Raw genomic sequence first — 15,739 nt, 5'->3', positions numbered from 1 at the left:
GCGCAATCGCGGATGTGAGGGTTCCCGCGCGCGACAGTTGAGGCATGCAGGTGGACAGGCGCCACTTCCTTGTGGCGCTTTCCGCGGTGACGGTCGGGGCGATGGGCCTGACTCGATACGCCGTGGGCGGGCAACCGGGGGCCGCCGAGGCCACTGCTGTCGCCGTCGAACAATTACCCGCGTTGCTGCCGCCACCGCCTCCGGAAGCTCGGGTGGCGCTGCCAGGCGGCGGCGTGCTCAGCAGCCTGCCGGGCGACGGCGACCTGCTGGCGCTGACCGTCGACGACGGCGTGAGCAGCGAGGTGGTGCGGCTCTACACCGAATTCGCCAGGGACACCGGGGTGCGGTTGACGTACTTCGTCAACGGCGCGTACCGGTCGTGGACCGAGAACCAGGCGCTGCTTCGACCACTCGTCGATGAGGGCCAAATTCAGCTCGGCAACCACACGTGGTCGCATCCGGATCTGACGAAGCTGCCCTTGACCGTTGTGGCAGAGGAACTTCGGCATACACACGACTTCCTCTGGAAAAGCTACGGTGTCGACGCGCGGCCCTACTTCCGGCCGCCGTACGGCGCGCACAACGCTCACGTCGACAAGATCTCCTCGGAACTCGGCTACACCGCGAACACCCTGTGGTCGGGGTCGCTGGAGGACCATGTCGTGATCCCCGGGGACGAGATCATGAGGATGGCCGAGAAGTACTTCGCGCCGTCAGCGATCGTGATCGGCCACCTCAACCACGAGCCCGTCACCCACATCTACGGGCGGCTTGTCGAGCTGATCCGCGAGCGCCGATTGAGGACTGTGACCCTGAAGGATGTGTACCGCGGGTGAACAACATCTGTCACTCCTGTCTCAATAAAAACATCTGATGATTAATCGGCGCGCCTTCTTCTGTTTGCCCGGCCGGGGGTATCTAATGACTCGATGAGGACGCTGCGGTAACGTAGCTTCTCGGTTCAGCAATTGCTATACCGCAGGAGTCATCGACGTGTATCTCAACCCACTGTCGCGTTCGCGGATGAGTCGAATCGCCTGGTCATTGTTCCGTCACCCCGTCAAGTGCCGCCAATATCCCGCGCAGGCCGAACGTCTGGTCACCCGCGACGAGCTCCTCCGGTTCGGTTTTTAGCAACCGAAACCCCCGCCGAGTCAGGCATGGCGTCGGCGCGTGATCGTTCCTTTGCCGAACCGTTATCTCTTCGTTACCGTCAGTCGACTTTGCTGCCGAGTCCCGAATCCCTGATCGCCTCGGCCAAGGGCTCGAGTACGTTCGGGTCGTGCGGCGGCGGAAGGTAGACGATCGCGAGATCCAGCCCCTCCTTGCCGAGCGCGGCCGCCTCGTCGACCGCCTTGGCGTAGTCGAGGTCGGGGTCCAGCCGGATGTGCGACGACAGCATGATCTCCTTCGGATCGCGACCGATGTCCGCGCAGCGGGCGTGCAGGACATCACGCTTGCGGGCGAACTCCTCGGGCGGTCCGCCGACGAAGTTCCAGTGGTCGGCGTAGCGCGCGGTCAGCGGCAGCGTGCGCTTCTCGCCGCTGCCGCCGATGCAGATCGGGGGATGCGGTTGCTGCGGGCCCTTCGGCTCGTTGCGGGCATCCTTGAGCTGGTAGTACTTGCCGCCGAAAGTCGTTGTCTCGTTGGTCAGCAGGCTCGTCAGCACCTCGCACGCCTCCTCGAAGCGGTCGAAGCGCTCCTTGATCGAGCCGAGTTCGATTCCGTAGGCGCCGGATTCCTCTTCGTTCCAGCCCGCACCGATACCGAGCTCCAGCCTGCCGTTGGACACGATGTCCAGTGCCGCAGCCATATTGGCCAACACAGCGGGATGGCGGTAGTGGATGCCGGTGACGAGCACGCCGACGCGCAGTCGCTTCGTCGCCTGCGCCAACGCTGTCAGCGTCGTCCAACCCTCCAGACACGGGCCGCTCGAGTCGGAGAAGATCGGGTAGAAGTGGTCGAAGGTCCAGCCGGACTCGAAGACGTCGATGTCGTCGGCGGCCTGCCAGACAGCGAGCATGTCGTGCCAGTTGGTGTTCTGCGGGGATGTCTTGAAAGCGAATCGCACGCCATCGACGTTAGCCCCGCTCGGCTGTGTGCGTCCTGTCAGTCGGGCTCGCCGACTCCGGCCCTTTATTCGGCTTCGCCGACTCCGGCCCTTTATTCGGCTTCGCCGAATTCGTCAAACCAGTAAGCGAGCTTGCCGCGCCTGCTCACCGCGCGCAGCCTGCGTTCGGCGGCCGTCCGCGTCTTCGGGGTGGTGACGATCAGCAACTCGTCGCCTGCGGCGATCCGCGTCTGCGGCTGCGGAACGAACGTGTGGCCGTCGCGGATGATCAGGGTGATCACGCTGGGGTCCGGCAGCCGCAGTTCGAGCACCGTGACGCCGTGCAGCCGAGACGGCGAATGCACCGTCATCGTCAGCAGTTCCGCCTCGAGGACGTCCAGCGGCGCGGCTTCCACCTGAATTTCCCGGGTGGCCTCCTTCGGGATCAGCCCCAGCCGGTGCGCCAGCGTGGACAGGCTGGGGCCCTGCACCAGAGTGAAGACCACCACCAGGATGAAGACGATGTTGAGCACGCGGATCGCGTCGGGCACGCCCTCGACGATCGGGAACGTCGCCAGCACGATCGGCACGGCACCGCGCAGCCCCGCCCACGACAGGAAGACCTGTTCCCGCCACGGCACACGGAAACCCGCGAGTGCCACGAGGACGGACACGGGTCGCGCGATCAGCAGCAGCACGAGGCCGATGACGATTGCGGGAACGATCTCGGCACCGAGATCACTCGGATCCACGAGCAGACCGAGCAGCACGAACAATCCGATCTGCGCCAGCCAGCCGAGCCCCTCCGCGAAGGATCGGGTGGCCGAGCGGTGCGGCAACCCGGAGTTGGCGAGTATCACCGCGGCCAGATAGCAGGCGAGGAATCCGCTGGCGTGCGCGCTGCCAGCCGCGGCGAACGCCACCATCCCGATCCCGAAGTTAGCCAGCGGATACAGTCCGGACGCTGGAAGCGCGATGCGGCGCAGAGCAATTGAGCCGAGCAGCCCGCAGCCGAGCCCGATCGCGGCACCGACTCCGAGCTCGTAGGCCAGTTCGCCGAGGGCGTGCACCGGCGACAGTTCCAGCGGCGTGACCGAAAACATCAGCACGAGGATGACGGCGGGCGCGTCATTGAAACCCGATTCCGCCTCGAGCAGGCCCGCGAGCCGCCTCGGCAACGGCACGACCCGCAGCACCGAGAACACAGCGGCGGCGTCGGTGACCGACACGATGGCGCCGAGCAGCAGCGCCAGCTGCCAGTTCATTCCGAGCAGCAGGTGCGCGCCCGCTGCCGTGATCGCCATGCTGACCCCCACACCGACCGTGGCCAGCATCCCCGCAGGCGCCAGCACCCGCCGGATGTCGGAGAACCGGGTCGTCAGACCGCCCTCGATCAAGATGATCGCCAGCGCAACCGTGCCGAGATGGTCGGCGAGCAGATAGTTCTCGAAGTGCAGCCCCAGCCCGTCCTCGCCGACGATCACGCCGACGCCGAGGAAGAGCAACAGCGCAGGCAGCCCGACGGTGGTGGCGGCGCGCGTGGCGATGATGCTGGCCAGCAGCACGAGCCCGCCCGCCAGCAGTACCAGATACAGCTGCTGCAAAGTCATTTCATCCCGCAGTTAACCAGTAGGGCCACGCATGGGTCAGTATGACGTTGTGTTCCGAATCAGACGGCGGTCCGGTCAGCCGACGAACCGCGCTGACGACCGCCAGACGATGCGCATCGGCATCGCGGGCGCGGGCGCGATCGGGCGGTCGGTGGCGATGGAACTGCTCGCCTACGGCCACAAGATCCTGCTGATCGAGAACAACGTCCGCCACTACGAACCGCAGACCGTGCCCGACGCGGACTGGCTGCTGGCCGATTCCTGCGAACTCTCCTCGCTCGAGGACGCCGGAATGCAGTTGTGTGATGTCGTCATCGCCGCGACCGGCGACGACAAGGTCAACCTCACGACGTCGCTGCTGGCCAAGACCGAGTTCGGCGTCGACCGGGTGGTGGCCCGCGTCAACGACGCCCGCAACGAATGGCTCTTCAACGAAGCCTGGGGCGTCGATGTCGCGGTTTCCGCGCCCCGCGCGCTGGTCGCAGCGATCGAGGGGGCCATCGACATCGGCCACCTGGTGCGGCTGATGGAGCTCAAACAGGGGCAGGTCAGCCTGGCGAAGCTGAAGTTGCCCGCCGACGACCCGATGGTCGGAAAGCGGGTCGGCGAGATCACGCTGCCGGAGAACACCGTGCTGGCCATCGTGATCCGCGAGAGCGGGGTGGTCCTGCCGAAACCCGACGACGTGCTGCAGGCCGACGACGAGATGCTCTTCCTCGCGGGCGGTGCCGTCGAGGACCAGGTTCGGGCGCTTGTACACGGCGCGACCAGGCCGCTGCGCGCGCGTTGATTTCTGTGCTCCACGCGTGCGCGCTGACTTTCCGGCGCCGCGCCGGTCACTACATCTATGAATGATCTGACCTCAGCCTGCCGGCGCACAGCCGACGTCCTCGCCGGCGTCACCGACGACCAGCTCGGCCTCGCCACCCCGTGCGAGAAGATGCCCCTCGACGCGTTGATCGCGCACATCGGCGGCCTCTCACTCGCCTTCGCAGCGGCCGCCGGCAAGGATTTCGGCCCGCTGACCGACACCCCACCCACCGACGACGCAGAGCTCGACGCCAACTGGCGCACCACCTACCCGCAGCGGCTCGACGCGCTGGCCGCCGCGTGGAAGGACTCGTCGGCCTGGGAGGGGATGACCCGCGCAGGCGGCGTCGAGCTGCCCGCCGAAGTGATGGGCAACGTCGCCCTCGCCGAGGTCGTGCTCCACGGCTGGGATGTCGCGCGAGCGATCGGCGCGCCGTATGACTGCGACCCGGCGACGTTGCAGGCCTGCCTGGACCACCTCGCCCAGTTCGACCCTGCCGGCACCGAAGGCATGTTCGGTCCCGCGGTGCCGACCGCCGACGACGCCGACGATCTGGCCAGGGTCGTGGCGCTGAGCGGGCGTGACCCCGCTTGGCGTGCCGGGTAAGCGGGCACACTGGAGCCATGGATCCGGTCGTCGCGCTGCGGCAGATTGCCTACTACAAGGACCGGGCGCGCGAGGACTCCCGGCGGGTGATGGCCTATCGCAACGCAGCCGACATCGTTGAGGCGCTCAGCGAAGCCGAGCGGGAACGGCACGGCGCCGCCAACAGCTGGCAGTCGCTGACCGGGATAGGGCCGAAGACGGCGAAGGTGATCGCGCAGGCGTGGGCAGGCCGCGAACCCGACGTCCTGGTCGAACTGCGTTCGGGCGCCGCCGATCTCGGCGGTGGCGAGATCAGGGCGGCGCTGCGCGGCGACCTGCACGTGCACTCCAACTGGTCGGACGGGTCCGCCCCGATCGAGGAGATGATGCTTGCGGCAAGGGATTTGGGTCACGAGTACTGCGCGCTGACCGACCACTCGCCACGGCTGCGGATCGCCAACGGACTGTCACCCGAACGGCTGCGCAAACAGCTCGACGTCATCGACGAAGTGCGGGACACGGTCGCGCCGCTGCGCATCCTGACCGGAATCGAGGTCGACATCCTCGAGGACGGTTCGCTCGATCAGGAGCCCGAACTGCTCGAGCGTCTCGACGTCGTGGTGGCCAGCGTCCATTCGAAGCTGGCGATGGACGAACCCGCGATGACTCGGCGGATGCTCAAGGCGGTGCAGAATTCGCACGCCGACGTTCTCGGGCACTGCACGGGCCGGCTGGTCACGGGTGGCCGCGGGATGCGGCCGGAGTCGAAGTTCGATGCGGAGAAGGTCTTCACGGCGTGCCGGGACAGCGGCACGGCTGTGGAGATCAACTCGCGCCCGGAGCGCCGCGACCCGCCGACCCGGCTGCTGAAGCTTGCGCTGGAGATCGGCTGCCTGTTCTCGATCGACACCGACTCGCATGCGCCGGGCCAGCTGGAGTTCCTCGGCTACGGCGCACAGCGGGCGCTGGGTGCCGAAGTGCCCGTCGAGCGGATCGTCAACACGTGGTCTGCCGACGACCTGCTCAGCTGGACGGCTTCCTAGTAGGGGCGCGTGTCATGGCGTGGTGGTAAACGGATTGTGTTCGGCGATTAAGCTTTTCCATCCTCGCCTCGTCAAGCCGGACGCGGATGGTCGCCGCTTCCTCCTGATCCCGGATCACCTTGGCGAGGGTGAACGAGCTCGTCACGAGGAACAGCACCGTCATCGCCAAACACAGCCGCTGCCACATGTCCAGAGCGCAGGAAAAGGATACTCAATCCACCCCCACGCGCTGGGCCGGTCAGTCGGGCAGGTGCGGCATCTCCAGGCCGGGGTCGCGCCCGACGAGCACGCCCCGGGTGACGGCGGAGTTGCCGTAGCGTTTACGAACCTCGTCGACGGCGCCGTCGAGCGCGAGGGTATCCGCATGTTCGGGGTAGGGCAGCTCCAACTGCGCAGCGCCCTGGCGGTCGATGTTGGACACCGCGAAACCGACCAGCGTCAAACCTCTATCCGCGATCAGCGGGGCGGCAGCGGCGACTAGGTCGCGCGCGGCCGCGAGGATGACATCAGTGGACGCCGTCGCCCTCGGCATGGTGTGCGAGCGGGTGGCGCGACCGAAGTCGTCGAAGCGCAACCGCAGCACCACGGTTCGGCCGGTGCGCCCGGCGCTGCGCATTCGCCGGGTGATCCGGTCGATCAGGTTGATCACGACGGCGTCGACCTCGGAAGCCGACATGGTGTTGCCGCGCCTGCCGAGGGCGCGTTGCGCGCCGACCGAGCGGCGGCGCACGCCTGTCACGACCCGACGCTTGTCGATGTTGCGGGACAACGCGAACAGTTGGCGTCCCATCGCTCCGCCGACCATCGCCGCGAGCGTGGGCTCACTCAGCTCGGCGACGTCGGCGACGGTCTCGATGCCGTGAGTGTGCAGCTTGTCGGCGGTCTTGACGCCGACGCCCCACAACCGTCGCACCGGAAGCGGATGCAGGAACGCCAGCTCGCGATCGGGCGGGACGAGCAGCAACCCGTCGGGCTTGCCCTCCTGGCTGGCCACCTTGGCCAGGAACTTGGTGCGAGCGATGCCGACGGTGATCGGCAGGCCGGCGCGGTCGCGGACCTGAGCGCGCAGCCGCGCTGCGATCTGCACCGGGGTGCCAGACACCCGGCGCAGGCCGGACACGTCGAGGAACGCCTCGTCCACCGAAAGCGGCTCGACGAGGGGAGTGGCGTCGTGGAAGACCTCGAACACCGCGTCGCTGGCCTCGGAGTAGGCCGTCATCCGCGGCGGCACGACCAGCGCATGCGGGCAGAGCCTGCGGGCCTGGCGCCCGCCCATGGCCGTGCGCACGCCGTACGCCTTGGCCTCGTAGCTCGCGGCCAGCACGACCCCGCCGCCGACGATCACCGGCCTGCCGCGCAGCGCGGGGTCGTCGCGCTGTTCGACCGACGCATAGAAAGAGTCGAGATCAGCGTGCAGGATGGTGGCGAGATCCGACACGAACACATGTTCGCATCCCGGGTCTGACGAGCTATGTGGACTCGCCGTAGATGCTGGTGACCCAGATGTGCACCAGGGTGTCGAGCAGCCGCTCGGGAGGGATGGCGGGCTGTTCGTCGCTGAACGACGCGAACAGCGCCCGCTCGTTCATCAGGTTCAGTGCTGTGGCGAGGTCGAGTGCAGGCAACGTCGTCGGCGCCAGGCCCTGTGCCCGTCCGGCCTCGATGGTGGCCGCGGTGTTCTCGATCCATTTGGTCATGAACGTCGCCAGCAGGTCGCGGACCTCTGGATGAGACGTCCGCACTTCCTGGGCGGCGCGGGTGACGGCGCGGTGCGCCACGAACGTCTCGAAGAAGACCCCGATGCCGGCCCGGCACATCTCGTAGCGATCGGTGGTGACGGGCACCGACTTCGTGTGCCGCTCGAACGCGGCGTCGGCCTCGCTGATCACCTGCTCGAAGAGCGCGAAGAGCACGGCGTCCTTCGACGGGAAATAGAAGTAGAAGGTCGGCCTGGAGATGCCTGCACCCTTGGCGAGGTCGTCAACCGAGATCTCGGCGATCGAGTGCTCTTCCAACAGGCGGCGCGCCGTATCGAGAATGGCCTGCTCACGGTCGTCGCCGGAGGGCCTCGCGGCTCGTCGGCCGCGGACGGCACGGGGTTGGCTGACGGTTGTCACGACCGCCACTTTACATGGTGTCGAATTTCTCAACACGCTGTTGACTTACTCGACACGGTGTTGATAGCTTTACATCATGACTGAATTTGTCGACGTTGTCATCGTTGGAGCTGGCATCTCGGGTATCAGCGCGGCCTGGCATCTGCAGGACCGTTGCCCTGACAAGAGCTATGTGATCCTTGAGCGCCGCGAGAATCTAGGCGGCACCTGGGACCTGTTCAAGTACCCGGGCATCCGCTCGGACTCCGACATGTTCACCCTCGGGTTCCGGTTCAAGCCGTGGACATCGGAGAAGGCCATCGCCGACGGCCCGTCCATCATGAGCTATCTCGAGGAGACCGTCGCCGAGTACGGGATCGACAAGAACATCCGGTACCAGCAGAAGGTCATCGCCGCCGACTGGTCGGACGCCGACAACCGTTGGACGGTGCGGATCGAGAGCAACGGCGAGGTGCGCGAGATCTCGTGCGCCTTCCTGATCGCGTGCAGCGGCTACTACAACTACGACGAGGGCTACACCCCGGAGTTCGCCGGGCGCGACGATTTCGACGGCACGATCATCCATCCGCAGCACTGGCCTGAGGACCTCGACTACACGGGTAAGAAGATCGTGATCATCGGCAGTGGCGCCACGGCAGTGACGCTCATTCCGGCGCTTGCCAATTCGGGCGCGGGCCACGTGACGATGCTGCAGCGCTCCCCGACTTACATCGGCGCGCTGCCCGACGTCGACCCGTTCACGGTACGGATGAACAAGACGCTGCCCGAGAAGCCCGCCTATGTGGTGAACCGGTGGAAGAGCATCATCTTCCAGTCCGGCCAGTACCAGATCTCCCGCCGCTTCCCGAAGTTCATGCGCAAGACCCTGATGACGATGGCCGAGCGTCGCCTGCCCGAGGGTTACGACGTCGAGAAGCACTTCGGCCCTCGCTACAACCCGTGGGACGAGCGACTCTGCCTGGCGCCCAACGGTGATCTGTTCAGGACCATCAAGAAGGGCAAGGCCGACGTCGTCACCGACACCATCGAGCGGTTCACCAAGACCGGCATCAAGCTGGCGTCGGGCCAGGAGCTCGAGGCCGACATCATTGTCACGGCAACGGGTTTGAACCTACAGCTGTTCGGCGGCGCACAGATCTTCCGCAACGGTGAGGCTGTCGACCTGCACGACACAATGGCCTACAAGGGCATGATGCTCACACACATGCCGAACATGGCCTTCACCATCGGCTACACCAACGCCTCGTGGACGCTGAAGGCCGACTTGGTGTCGGAGTTCGTCTGCCGCGTCCTGAATTACATGGGAGAAACCGGCTTCGACCGCGTCGAGCCGCAGCATCCCGGCAACTCGGTCGACGAACGTCCGCTGATGGATTTCACTCCCGGCTATGTGCTGAGGGCCCTCGATTACCTGCCGAAGGCAGGCCACGTCGCCCCGTGGCGGCTCAAGCAGAATTACCTGCTCGACCTGAACCTGATCCGCCGCGGCAAGGTCGACGACGAAGCGCTGCTCTTCACCAAACACCGTGTAGCGGTGACGGCTTCGGCCTAAGGCGTCAGCCTGCGGCGACGACGACAATGCCGTCGTCGTCGCTGTAGGCGATATGGCCAGGCACGAAAACCACACCACCGAACTCGACGGCCACGTCGCGCACGCCGTCGCCGGTCTTGGCGCTCTTGCGTGGATTGGTGCCCAGCGCCTTGACGCCGATGTCCAGAGTGCGCAGCGTTGCCGCGTCGCGCACGGCCCCGTTGACGATCAGGCCCACCCAGCCGTTGTCGACCCCGAGTCCCGCGATGATGTCGCCGACGAGCGCCGAGTGCACGGATCCCTCACCGTCGATCACCAGCACGCCACCGTTGCCGGGTTCCGACAGCACCGATTTCAGCAGTGCGTTGTCCTCGAAGCACTTCACCGTGGTGATGGGCCCCGCGAATTGTGCCTTGCCGCCGAACTGTCGCAGTTGCAGATCGCAGCTGTGCACGTCGGGTCCGATCTCGTCGACGAGGTCAGCGGTGGCGCGCGGTTCGATGGTCACCGGTCGATGCTAGCCAGCGCAGTGCTCAAGCAATGACTGCCGGCATGCTGTCCCAGCCCCTGGTCGCCGTTGCGGGCGACCACACCGCGTTGTCGAGGTCGACGTCCCATTCGGGAAACCGCTTCAAGATCTCTTCGAGCGCAATACGTCCCTCCATGCGAGCGAGCGCGGCACCGAGGCAGTAGTGGATGCCGACACCGAATCCGACGTGCTGTCGTGGCCCGCGGTGTATGTCGAAGACATCCCCGTCCGGAGGGAACTGACGATCGTCGCGACATGCCGAGGCGATGAGCATCATCATCACACTGCCTTCGGGAACCTTCCGGCCGTAGTAGTCGACATCTCGGGTCACGTAGCGCGCCGTGTGTGGAGGGGGAGGTTCGAATCGCACGAGCTCCTCGACAGCTTGCGGGATCAGGGCGAAATTGTCTGTCAGGTGTCGTCGTTGCTCGGGATGCTCGGCGAGGACCTTGCCCGCCCATCCGATCAGCCGAGTGGTGGTCTCGTTACCCGCCTGCGCCACGACGTTGATGTAGAGGAGAAGTTCGTCACGCCGTAGCCGACGCACAGATCCGCTCTCATCTTTGAACTCGACATTGAGTAGTTCGGTCATGAGGTCGTCTGAAGGGTGCTCGGCGCGCCAGTCGATGTAATCGGCGTACGCATCTCCCAGCTGTCCTACTCCTTTGGCGCTGAGCTTCATCGGCTGGCCGGATTTCGTCTTCATGTTGTTGTGTGACCTATCTCGGATGCCTTCCAAGTCGCCATCCGGTATGCCGAGCAACATCCCGATGACTTGCATCGGCATCTGCGCGCCGAGGTCGCGGACGAAGTCAAACTGTCCGGTTCCGACCAACGGATCCAGGCTCCGACAACAGAACTCGCGAATCTTCAGCTCCAGCGCGTTGATCTTGCGCGGGGTGAACATGCGGGCCAGCAAGTGGCGGTGAATGTTGTGAAGTGGCGGATCCTCGAATGACAGGATGCCCGAGGGAACCGCAAGCCCTTTCTTGATCCATTCGAGAATCGCACCATGGGCTGAACTGAACGTGTCGTGGTCGACCAGCCCGTGGCTGACGTCGCTGAACCGACTCAAAGCGAAGAAGTCGTATTCGCTGTTGTAGTAGAGCGGCGCCTCCTCACGCAGCCGTCGGAGCGTCGCGTATGGATTCATGTTGAGCGCTTCATCGTATGGGTCGTAGTCGATCTCACTCACCGCGTCAACCGTCATGCGCACAAGTTATGCGTTCTCAGAGATATCAAGCGGGATTCAGCACATTTGACGCCGATTAGCTCATATCACCGCTTTGTGGTTTTGATTCAGACCGAGACGGGTCCGGACAGCAGCTTGGGGTCGATGCTCGCCAGGGCACAGCTGACCGCTTCGTCCATGCTCATGGCAGCCCCCGCATGTGCGAGCTCCCCGCGTTTCTGATCACCTAGAGCATCGCTGACGAGCTTGCCGGTCTCGCGGAGAGCTTCCAGAACAAAGTTCCCCTTCGAGGACTGCGGGATGCGGCGCCTTTCCCTCGACATCGGATTGGATTGAGCGAAGGCGCTGTAAGCGGCTCCCTGAAGGAGGCCGGCGACCTCCGGTTTGGTTTCGGCGAAGGACCGGGCGCACTCGGCAAGGGTGGTGGCGACCTGAGACGGCGCGAGTGCCCAACGCGTTCCCGCGAATGAACGGCCTGACAACGCCAGTGTCAACTCCCAATCGCGTAGGCGGCCGGACACCATGCACGCGGTGAGGAAACCGATCGACATCTCATCGCCGGACGCAGTGGAAAGGTCCACGCTCTCCCGCAACAACGCACGCGCGCGGGCTGGTTCTCGCTCGGCGATCGCAAGCGCCAGCGAGTTGAGGCCGGACACCATCGCTGCCGGCATCCGAGATCTACGTGCAAGCCTCACAGCCTCCTCCGCCCTCTCGATCTCCTCGTTCTCCTTACTTCCTCCTAGCAGCATGCTGTTCACGCTGTACGAGAGCAACATCGCGGCAATGCCGGGATAACCTTCGCTGTCCGCGATTTCGGCTGCCCGCGCATAGGAGGTCGCGCCTTCGGTGTAGTCACCCGACCACAGCAGCGCGGCGGCCCTGAGAATCCATTGGTCCATCTCGATTCGGGGACCGGGGAGGGGGTCGTGAAGTTTCCCCTCGACCTCGGCCGCCTGTCGGCAGAGTTCGTGCCCGGTGTCGTAGTCGCCGCTGTAGACCGACTGATGCGCCGCGACAACGAGAACGCGCGCGTACTCGGGCTCGTTCTCGGCACCGGGCAGGTCGAGTACCCGAAACGCCGGCGTCAGGAGTACGTCTCCCATCGGGTATCCGGACATGGCCTGCCGATGTGGGTGACTGGCGACGAGTTTGACCGCTAGCGCGGAGTTGCCGATGTCGATCGCGTACATCAGGGCCGCACGGATGTTCTCGCGCTCGACGTTGATCTTCCGGACCCATGTCAATTGTTCCGGCCCGTGCGCGTTTTCGGAGGACAGAGCCGACAGGTCTGCGTAATAGTCGGCATGGCAGGTGTGCATTGCCTCGGTCTCGTGGCACTCGGTGAGACGCTCCTCGCCGTACTGCCGGATCGTCTCCAGAAGTCGGTATCGAGTTGCGTCTCTTCGGTCCTCTGCGACGACAAGTGACCGAGAAACCAAACGTGTCACGAGGTCGAGAACCACGTCGCGACCGACCGGGCCGCCGCAGCAGATCGCCTCGATGGCCGCGAAGGTGGCGCCGCCGGAAAACACCGAAGCGCGCGCGAGCAGCCGCTGCTCGGCCGGATCGAGCAGCTCATACGACCAGTCGATCGCAGCACGCAGTGTCGCGTGGCGTTCGACTGCTCCTCGCCGACCGCCCGCGAGCAACTGAAACCGGCGGTCCAGCCGACGAAGGAGCTCCGCTGGGCTCAGGGCGATGGTGCGGGCCGCGGCGAGCTCGATCGCAAGCGGGACCCCGTCGAGCCGGCGACAGATCTCGACTACTGCGTCGGCATTGTCCTGTGTGAGTTCGAAATCGGCCTTTACTCGCCTGGCGCGTTCGACGAACAGGCTGACCGCATCGGTCTGCAACAGGTTTCCGGTTTCCTCGCCTGGCTTACCGACATCAAGAGGCGGTAGGGCGATCAACTGCTCACCGTCGATGGCCATGCCCTCGCGGCTTGTGGCCAGCACTGCGACGCCGGGGCAGACCCGTTCGATGGTGCTGACGAGTTCTGCGGTCGCACCCAGCACGTGCTCACAATTGTCGAGGACCAGGAGGACCTTCTTGTGGAGGAGCATCTCGACCAGCGACTCCACGAGCGATGGGCCCGTTCGATTGTGACCGAATACCGCTGCCACGGCGTCGACGACGCCATCGGGGTCCCTGACCGGCGCCAGTTCGACGAGCCATGCTCCGTCGCGGTAACGCGGCAGAACGTCCGCCGCGACTTGGAGCGAAAGCCGGGTCTTGCCGACTCCGCCGACACCGGTGATCGTGACGATTCGGGAGTTTGTCAGCGCGGCGGCGACCTTGGCGACCGCGCTCTGTCGCCCGATGAACGAACTCACCTGTGCCGGGAGGTTTCCGGGGAAGGAGTCCATGGTCCGTAGCGGTGGAAAGTCGTCGGACCGCCCGTCATGGGTGAGTTGAAATACCCGCATCGGTTGCCCGAGATCGCGCAGGCGATGTTCGCCGAGGTCGATCAGCCGCGTGCCGATCGGAAGCTCGTCGCGGACAAGCGATTCCGTGGCGCCTGACACGGCGACCTGCCCTCCGTGTGCCGCGGCCATCAACCGGGCAGCGCGGTTGACCGGCTGGTTCACGTAGTTGTTGTCGTTGACCACGATGCCCTCATCGGTGTGTATCCCGATGCGTGCGCGAAGCGGACTGGCCGTGGCCCACTGCTCCTCGGTCAAAGCTCGTTGGAAGCTGACCGCGGCCGCGACCGCCTGACCGGCAGTCGAGAACGACGCGGCCATGCCGTCACCCATCCGCGCGAAGACGAAGCCGCGATGTGCCGTAATCGCCTCCTGGAGCAGTTCGTCGTGCCGGACCATCGCCGCGGTCATCGCCTCGGGATTGCTCTCCCAAAGCCGCGTAGACCCTTCCAGATCGGTGAGTAGGAAAGTCACCGTCCCCGAGGGCAGAAGCCCGGTCATGGGCCTCAAACTAACGGTGGAACGGACTAAGAATTCAAGCTTTCGACAACGATGTCGTGCAGGAACTGCGCCAGACCCGGCTCCACGTCGTCGTAGTACCTCGTGAACCGCTCGTCGGTTAGATACATCTGCACCAGGCAGCGCTGCATGTCGTCGTCGCAGGCGTAGAACTGATCGATCGACGCGCGGTGCCGGGCCGCCAGGTCGTCGGCACGGGCCGAACCCGGTGCGACCCCCGCCCGCTTGGCCTCCGCCAGCGCGGTCAGCAGCGCTTCGCCCTCGGCCTTGATCCTGATCCAGTCGTCCTTGGTGAAGCCGGCCGTGCGTTGCTGCGACTGCGCCCATGCGTCCGTGTCGCCCCATCTCTGTTCAGCCTCATCGGCATACTCTTCGCTGAACGCGGTGGCGCCGAAGATCTCGACCTGTTCCTCCGCCGTCAGTTGGATGCCCCTGCGATGTGCGTTCATCAGTTCCTCCACTGCCTTGATCGTGTCGTTGAGCCGGTCGGCCTGCTCGCTCAGCAGCGCATGCTGACGCTGCAGATGGGCCGCCACGTCGGCGCCTCCGTCGTCGAGCAGGGTGCGGATCTGGTCGAGTGGCAGCCCGACCGAGCGGTACACCAGCACCAGATGGAGCCGCTCGATGTCGGCGTCGGTGTAGCCGCGATAACCGGCCGGGGTGCGGACGCTCGGCACCACCAGACCGATGTGGTCGTAATGGTGCAGGGTGCGGACGGAGACACCCGTGACGGTGGCTACCGCCCCGACGGTCTTGGCGTCCATGCCGCCACTATCGACCCTGACGCCACGTGAGGGTCAAGTGCTTTGTCAGTCGTCGCCTTGGCGGCGAGCCACCAGCACGAGCAGGATGGCCAGCACGCCTGCGGCGATCGCCGCGGCGAGCGGCAGCCGCGACGGCTCGGGGCCGACGAGAGGCACCGTGGCCGGGCCGGTCGCGGGATTACCTGCCGCGACCACGGTTGACTTCGCTTGCGCGGCGGCCTCTTTGGCGGCAGCGAGGTTACGATCGCCGTTGGTGTCGGCGAGCTTGGGCGCGACCTTCGGCGGCCCTTGAGTCGGCGGCTTCGGCGGGGCCTTCTTCGGGGCGGCTTTCTTCACGGCCTTCTTGGCGGGCACAGCCTTCTTGGCGGCCTTCGCCGGCGTCTTCTTGGGTGCATTTGCCGGGGTCTTCTTCGCAGCCTTGGCGGACTTGCCTGGCGGCTCCTTCGCCGGAGGTGGTGGCGGCGGGGCTGCAGGCGGCGGCGTGGGCGCTGGGGTCCCCGGCTTTTCGTCGGGTCGATCCTGCTGGTCGGCCATCAGGCTGCTCCTTTGCAGTGTCTCGTCC

Annotated in this window: 14 protein-coding genes and 1 pseudogene; 5 read left to right on the top strand and 10 right to left on the bottom strand. The window is 65.6% G+C overall.

What is annotated here, in order from left to right:
• Window positions 1-50: 50 nt before the first annotated feature.
• Window positions 51-836, top strand: coding sequence for a polysaccharide deacetylase family protein (locus C6A82_RS25810; protein WP_396836841.1), 786 nt, complete (start codon window positions 51-53; stop codon window positions 834-836).
• Window positions 837-1,213: 377 nt separating this feature from the next.
• Here the strand turns inward: C6A82_RS25810 and C6A82_RS25805 are convergent, their stop codons facing one another.
• Window positions 1,214-2,071, bottom strand: a complete 858-nt coding sequence (locus C6A82_RS25805) for an LLM class F420-dependent oxidoreductase (protein WP_105345401.1) — start codon at window positions 2,069-2,071, stop codon at window positions 1,214-1,216.
• A 92-nt stretch (window positions 2,072-2,163) separates the two neighbouring features.
• On the bottom strand, window positions 2,164-3,660 hold the full coding sequence (locus tag C6A82_RS25800) for a potassium/proton antiporter (protein WP_105345400.1): 1,497 nt from the start codon (window positions 3,658-3,660) through the stop codon (window positions 2,164-2,166).
• A 109-nt stretch (window positions 3,661-3,769) separates the two neighbouring features.
• Here C6A82_RS25800 and C6A82_RS25795 point away from each other — a divergent pair, with 109 nt between their 5' ends.
• Genes C6A82_RS25795 through C6A82_RS25785 form a run of 3 tightly spaced genes read left to right on the top strand, consistent with a single transcriptional unit; the run spans window position 3,770 to window position 6,099 of the window.
• The gene (locus tag C6A82_RS25795) at window positions 3,770-4,450 is read left to right on the top strand and encodes a TrkA family potassium uptake protein (RefSeq protein ID WP_105345409.1); all 681 of its coding nucleotides are present in this window, start codon (window positions 3,770-3,772) and stop codon (window positions 4,448-4,450) included.
• A 57-nt stretch (window positions 4,451-4,507) separates the two neighbouring features.
• Window positions 4,508-5,077, top strand: coding sequence for a TIGR03086 family metal-binding protein (locus tag C6A82_RS25790; protein ID WP_105345399.1), 570 nt, complete (start codon window positions 4,508-4,510; stop codon window positions 5,075-5,077).
• Between the two features lie 17 nt (window positions 5,078-5,094).
• A complete protein-coding gene (locus C6A82_RS25785; RefSeq protein WP_105345398.1) occupies window positions 5,095-6,099 on the top strand; it encodes a PHP domain-containing protein in 1,005 nt (334 codons plus the stop codon).
• A 12-nt stretch (window positions 6,100-6,111) separates the two neighbouring features.
• Here C6A82_RS25785 and C6A82_RS25780 read toward each other — a convergent pair.
• The 3 genes and pseudogenes from C6A82_RS25780 to C6A82_RS25770 form a co-directional block, all read right to left on the bottom strand.
• A pseudogene (locus C6A82_RS25780) lies at window positions 6,112-6,292 on the bottom strand (YiaA/YiaB family inner membrane protein); the annotation flags it as partial.
• A 45-nt stretch (window positions 6,293-6,337) separates the two neighbouring features.
• The gene (gene dinB, locus C6A82_RS25775) at window positions 6,338-7,537 is read right to left on the bottom strand and encodes a DNA polymerase IV (RefSeq protein WP_396836738.1); all 1,200 of its coding nucleotides are present in this window, start codon (window positions 7,535-7,537) and stop codon (window positions 6,338-6,340) included.
• Between the two features lie 31 nt (window positions 7,538-7,568).
• On the bottom strand, window positions 7,569-8,216 hold the full coding sequence (locus tag C6A82_RS25770; RefSeq protein WP_105345408.1) for a TetR/AcrR family transcriptional regulator: 648 nt from the start codon (window positions 8,214-8,216) through the stop codon (window positions 7,569-7,571).
• Between the two features lie 76 nt (window positions 8,217-8,292).
• Between C6A82_RS25770 and C6A82_RS25765 the strand changes: the two genes are divergently transcribed.
• Window positions 8,293-9,768: an NAD(P)/FAD-dependent oxidoreductase gene (locus tag C6A82_RS25765; RefSeq protein WP_105345396.1), complete on the top strand. Its 1,476-nt coding sequence runs from the start codon at window positions 8,293-8,295 to the stop codon at window positions 9,766-9,768.
• A gap of 4 nt (window positions 9,769-9,772) precedes the next feature.
• Here the strand turns inward: C6A82_RS25765 and rraA are convergent, their stop codons facing one another.
• The 5 genes from rraA to C6A82_RS25740 form a co-directional block, all read right to left on the bottom strand.
• Window positions 9,773-10,255 carry a ribonuclease E activity regulator RraA gene (rraA, locus tag C6A82_RS25760; RefSeq protein WP_105345395.1) on the bottom strand — a complete coding sequence of 161 codons (483 nt, stop codon included), beginning with the start codon at window positions 10,253-10,255 and terminating at the stop codon, window positions 9,773-9,775.
• A gap of 25 nt (window positions 10,256-10,280) precedes the next feature.
• The gene (locus C6A82_RS25755; RefSeq protein WP_105345394.1) at window positions 10,281-11,486 is read right to left on the bottom strand and encodes a cytochrome P450; all 1,206 of its coding nucleotides are present in this window, start codon (window positions 11,484-11,486) and stop codon (window positions 10,281-10,283) included.
• A gap of 89 nt (window positions 11,487-11,575) precedes the next feature.
• Window positions 11,576-14,395 carry an adenylate/guanylate cyclase domain-containing protein gene (locus C6A82_RS25750; protein ID WP_105345393.1) on the bottom strand — a complete coding sequence of 940 codons (2,820 nt, stop codon included), beginning with the start codon at window positions 14,393-14,395 and terminating at the stop codon, window positions 11,576-11,578.
• Between the two features lie 26 nt (window positions 14,396-14,421).
• Complete coding sequence (locus C6A82_RS25745) at window positions 14,422-15,177, bottom strand: MerR family transcriptional regulator (protein WP_105345392.1); 756 nt, start codon at window positions 15,175-15,177, stop codon at window positions 14,422-14,424.
• Window positions 15,178-15,222: 45 nt separating this feature from the next.
• Window positions 15,223-15,711 carry a hypothetical protein gene (locus C6A82_RS25740; RefSeq protein WP_105345407.1) on the bottom strand — a complete coding sequence of 163 codons (489 nt, stop codon included), beginning with the start codon at window positions 15,709-15,711 and terminating at the stop codon, window positions 15,223-15,225.
• Window positions 15,712-15,739: the final 28 nt, after the last annotated feature.

The organism is Mycobacterium sp. ITM-2016-00318, from assembly GCF_002968285.2.
Taxonomy (GTDB): Bacteria; Actinomycetota; Actinomycetes; order Mycobacteriales; family Mycobacteriaceae; genus Mycobacterium.
The sequence above is the reverse complement of the archived record's forward strand: the minus strand, read 5'-3'. Positions and strand labels throughout refer to the sequence as shown.

Bases quoted from the DNA above. Each gene is read 5' to 3' on its own strand.
- C6A82_RS25750 (WP_105345393.1), bottom strand. From the start codon at position 14,395: ATGACCGGGCTTCTGCCCTCGGGGACGGTGACTTTCCTACTCACCGAT.
- C6A82_RS25785 (WP_105345398.1), top strand. From the start codon at position 5,095: ATGGATCCGGTCGTCGCGCTGCGGCAGATTGCCTACTACAAGGACCGG.
- C6A82_RS25755 (WP_105345394.1), bottom strand. From the start codon at position 11,486: ATGACGGTTGACGCGGTGAGTGAGATCGACTACGACCCATACGATGAA.
- C6A82_RS25740 (WP_105345407.1), bottom strand. From the start codon at position 15,711: ATGGCCGACCAGCAGGATCGACCCGACGAAAAGCCGGGGACCCCAGCG.
- C6A82_RS25765 (WP_105345396.1), top strand. From the start codon at position 8,293: ATGACTGAATTTGTCGACGTTGTCATCGTTGGAGCTGGCATCTCGGGT.
- C6A82_RS25790 (WP_105345399.1), top strand. From the start codon at position 4,508: ATGAATGATCTGACCTCAGCCTGCCGGCGCACAGCCGACGTCCTCGCC.
- C6A82_RS25795 (WP_105345409.1), top strand. From the start codon at position 3,770: ATGCGCATCGGCATCGCGGGCGCGGGCGCGATCGGGCGGTCGGTGGCG.
- C6A82_RS25745 (WP_105345392.1), bottom strand. From the start codon at position 15,177: ATGGACGCCAAGACCGTCGGGGCGGTAGCCACCGTCACGGGTGTCTCC.
- C6A82_RS25800 (WP_105345400.1), bottom strand. From the start codon at position 3,660: ATGACTTTGCAGCAGCTGTATCTGGTACTGCTGGCGGGCGGGCTCGTG.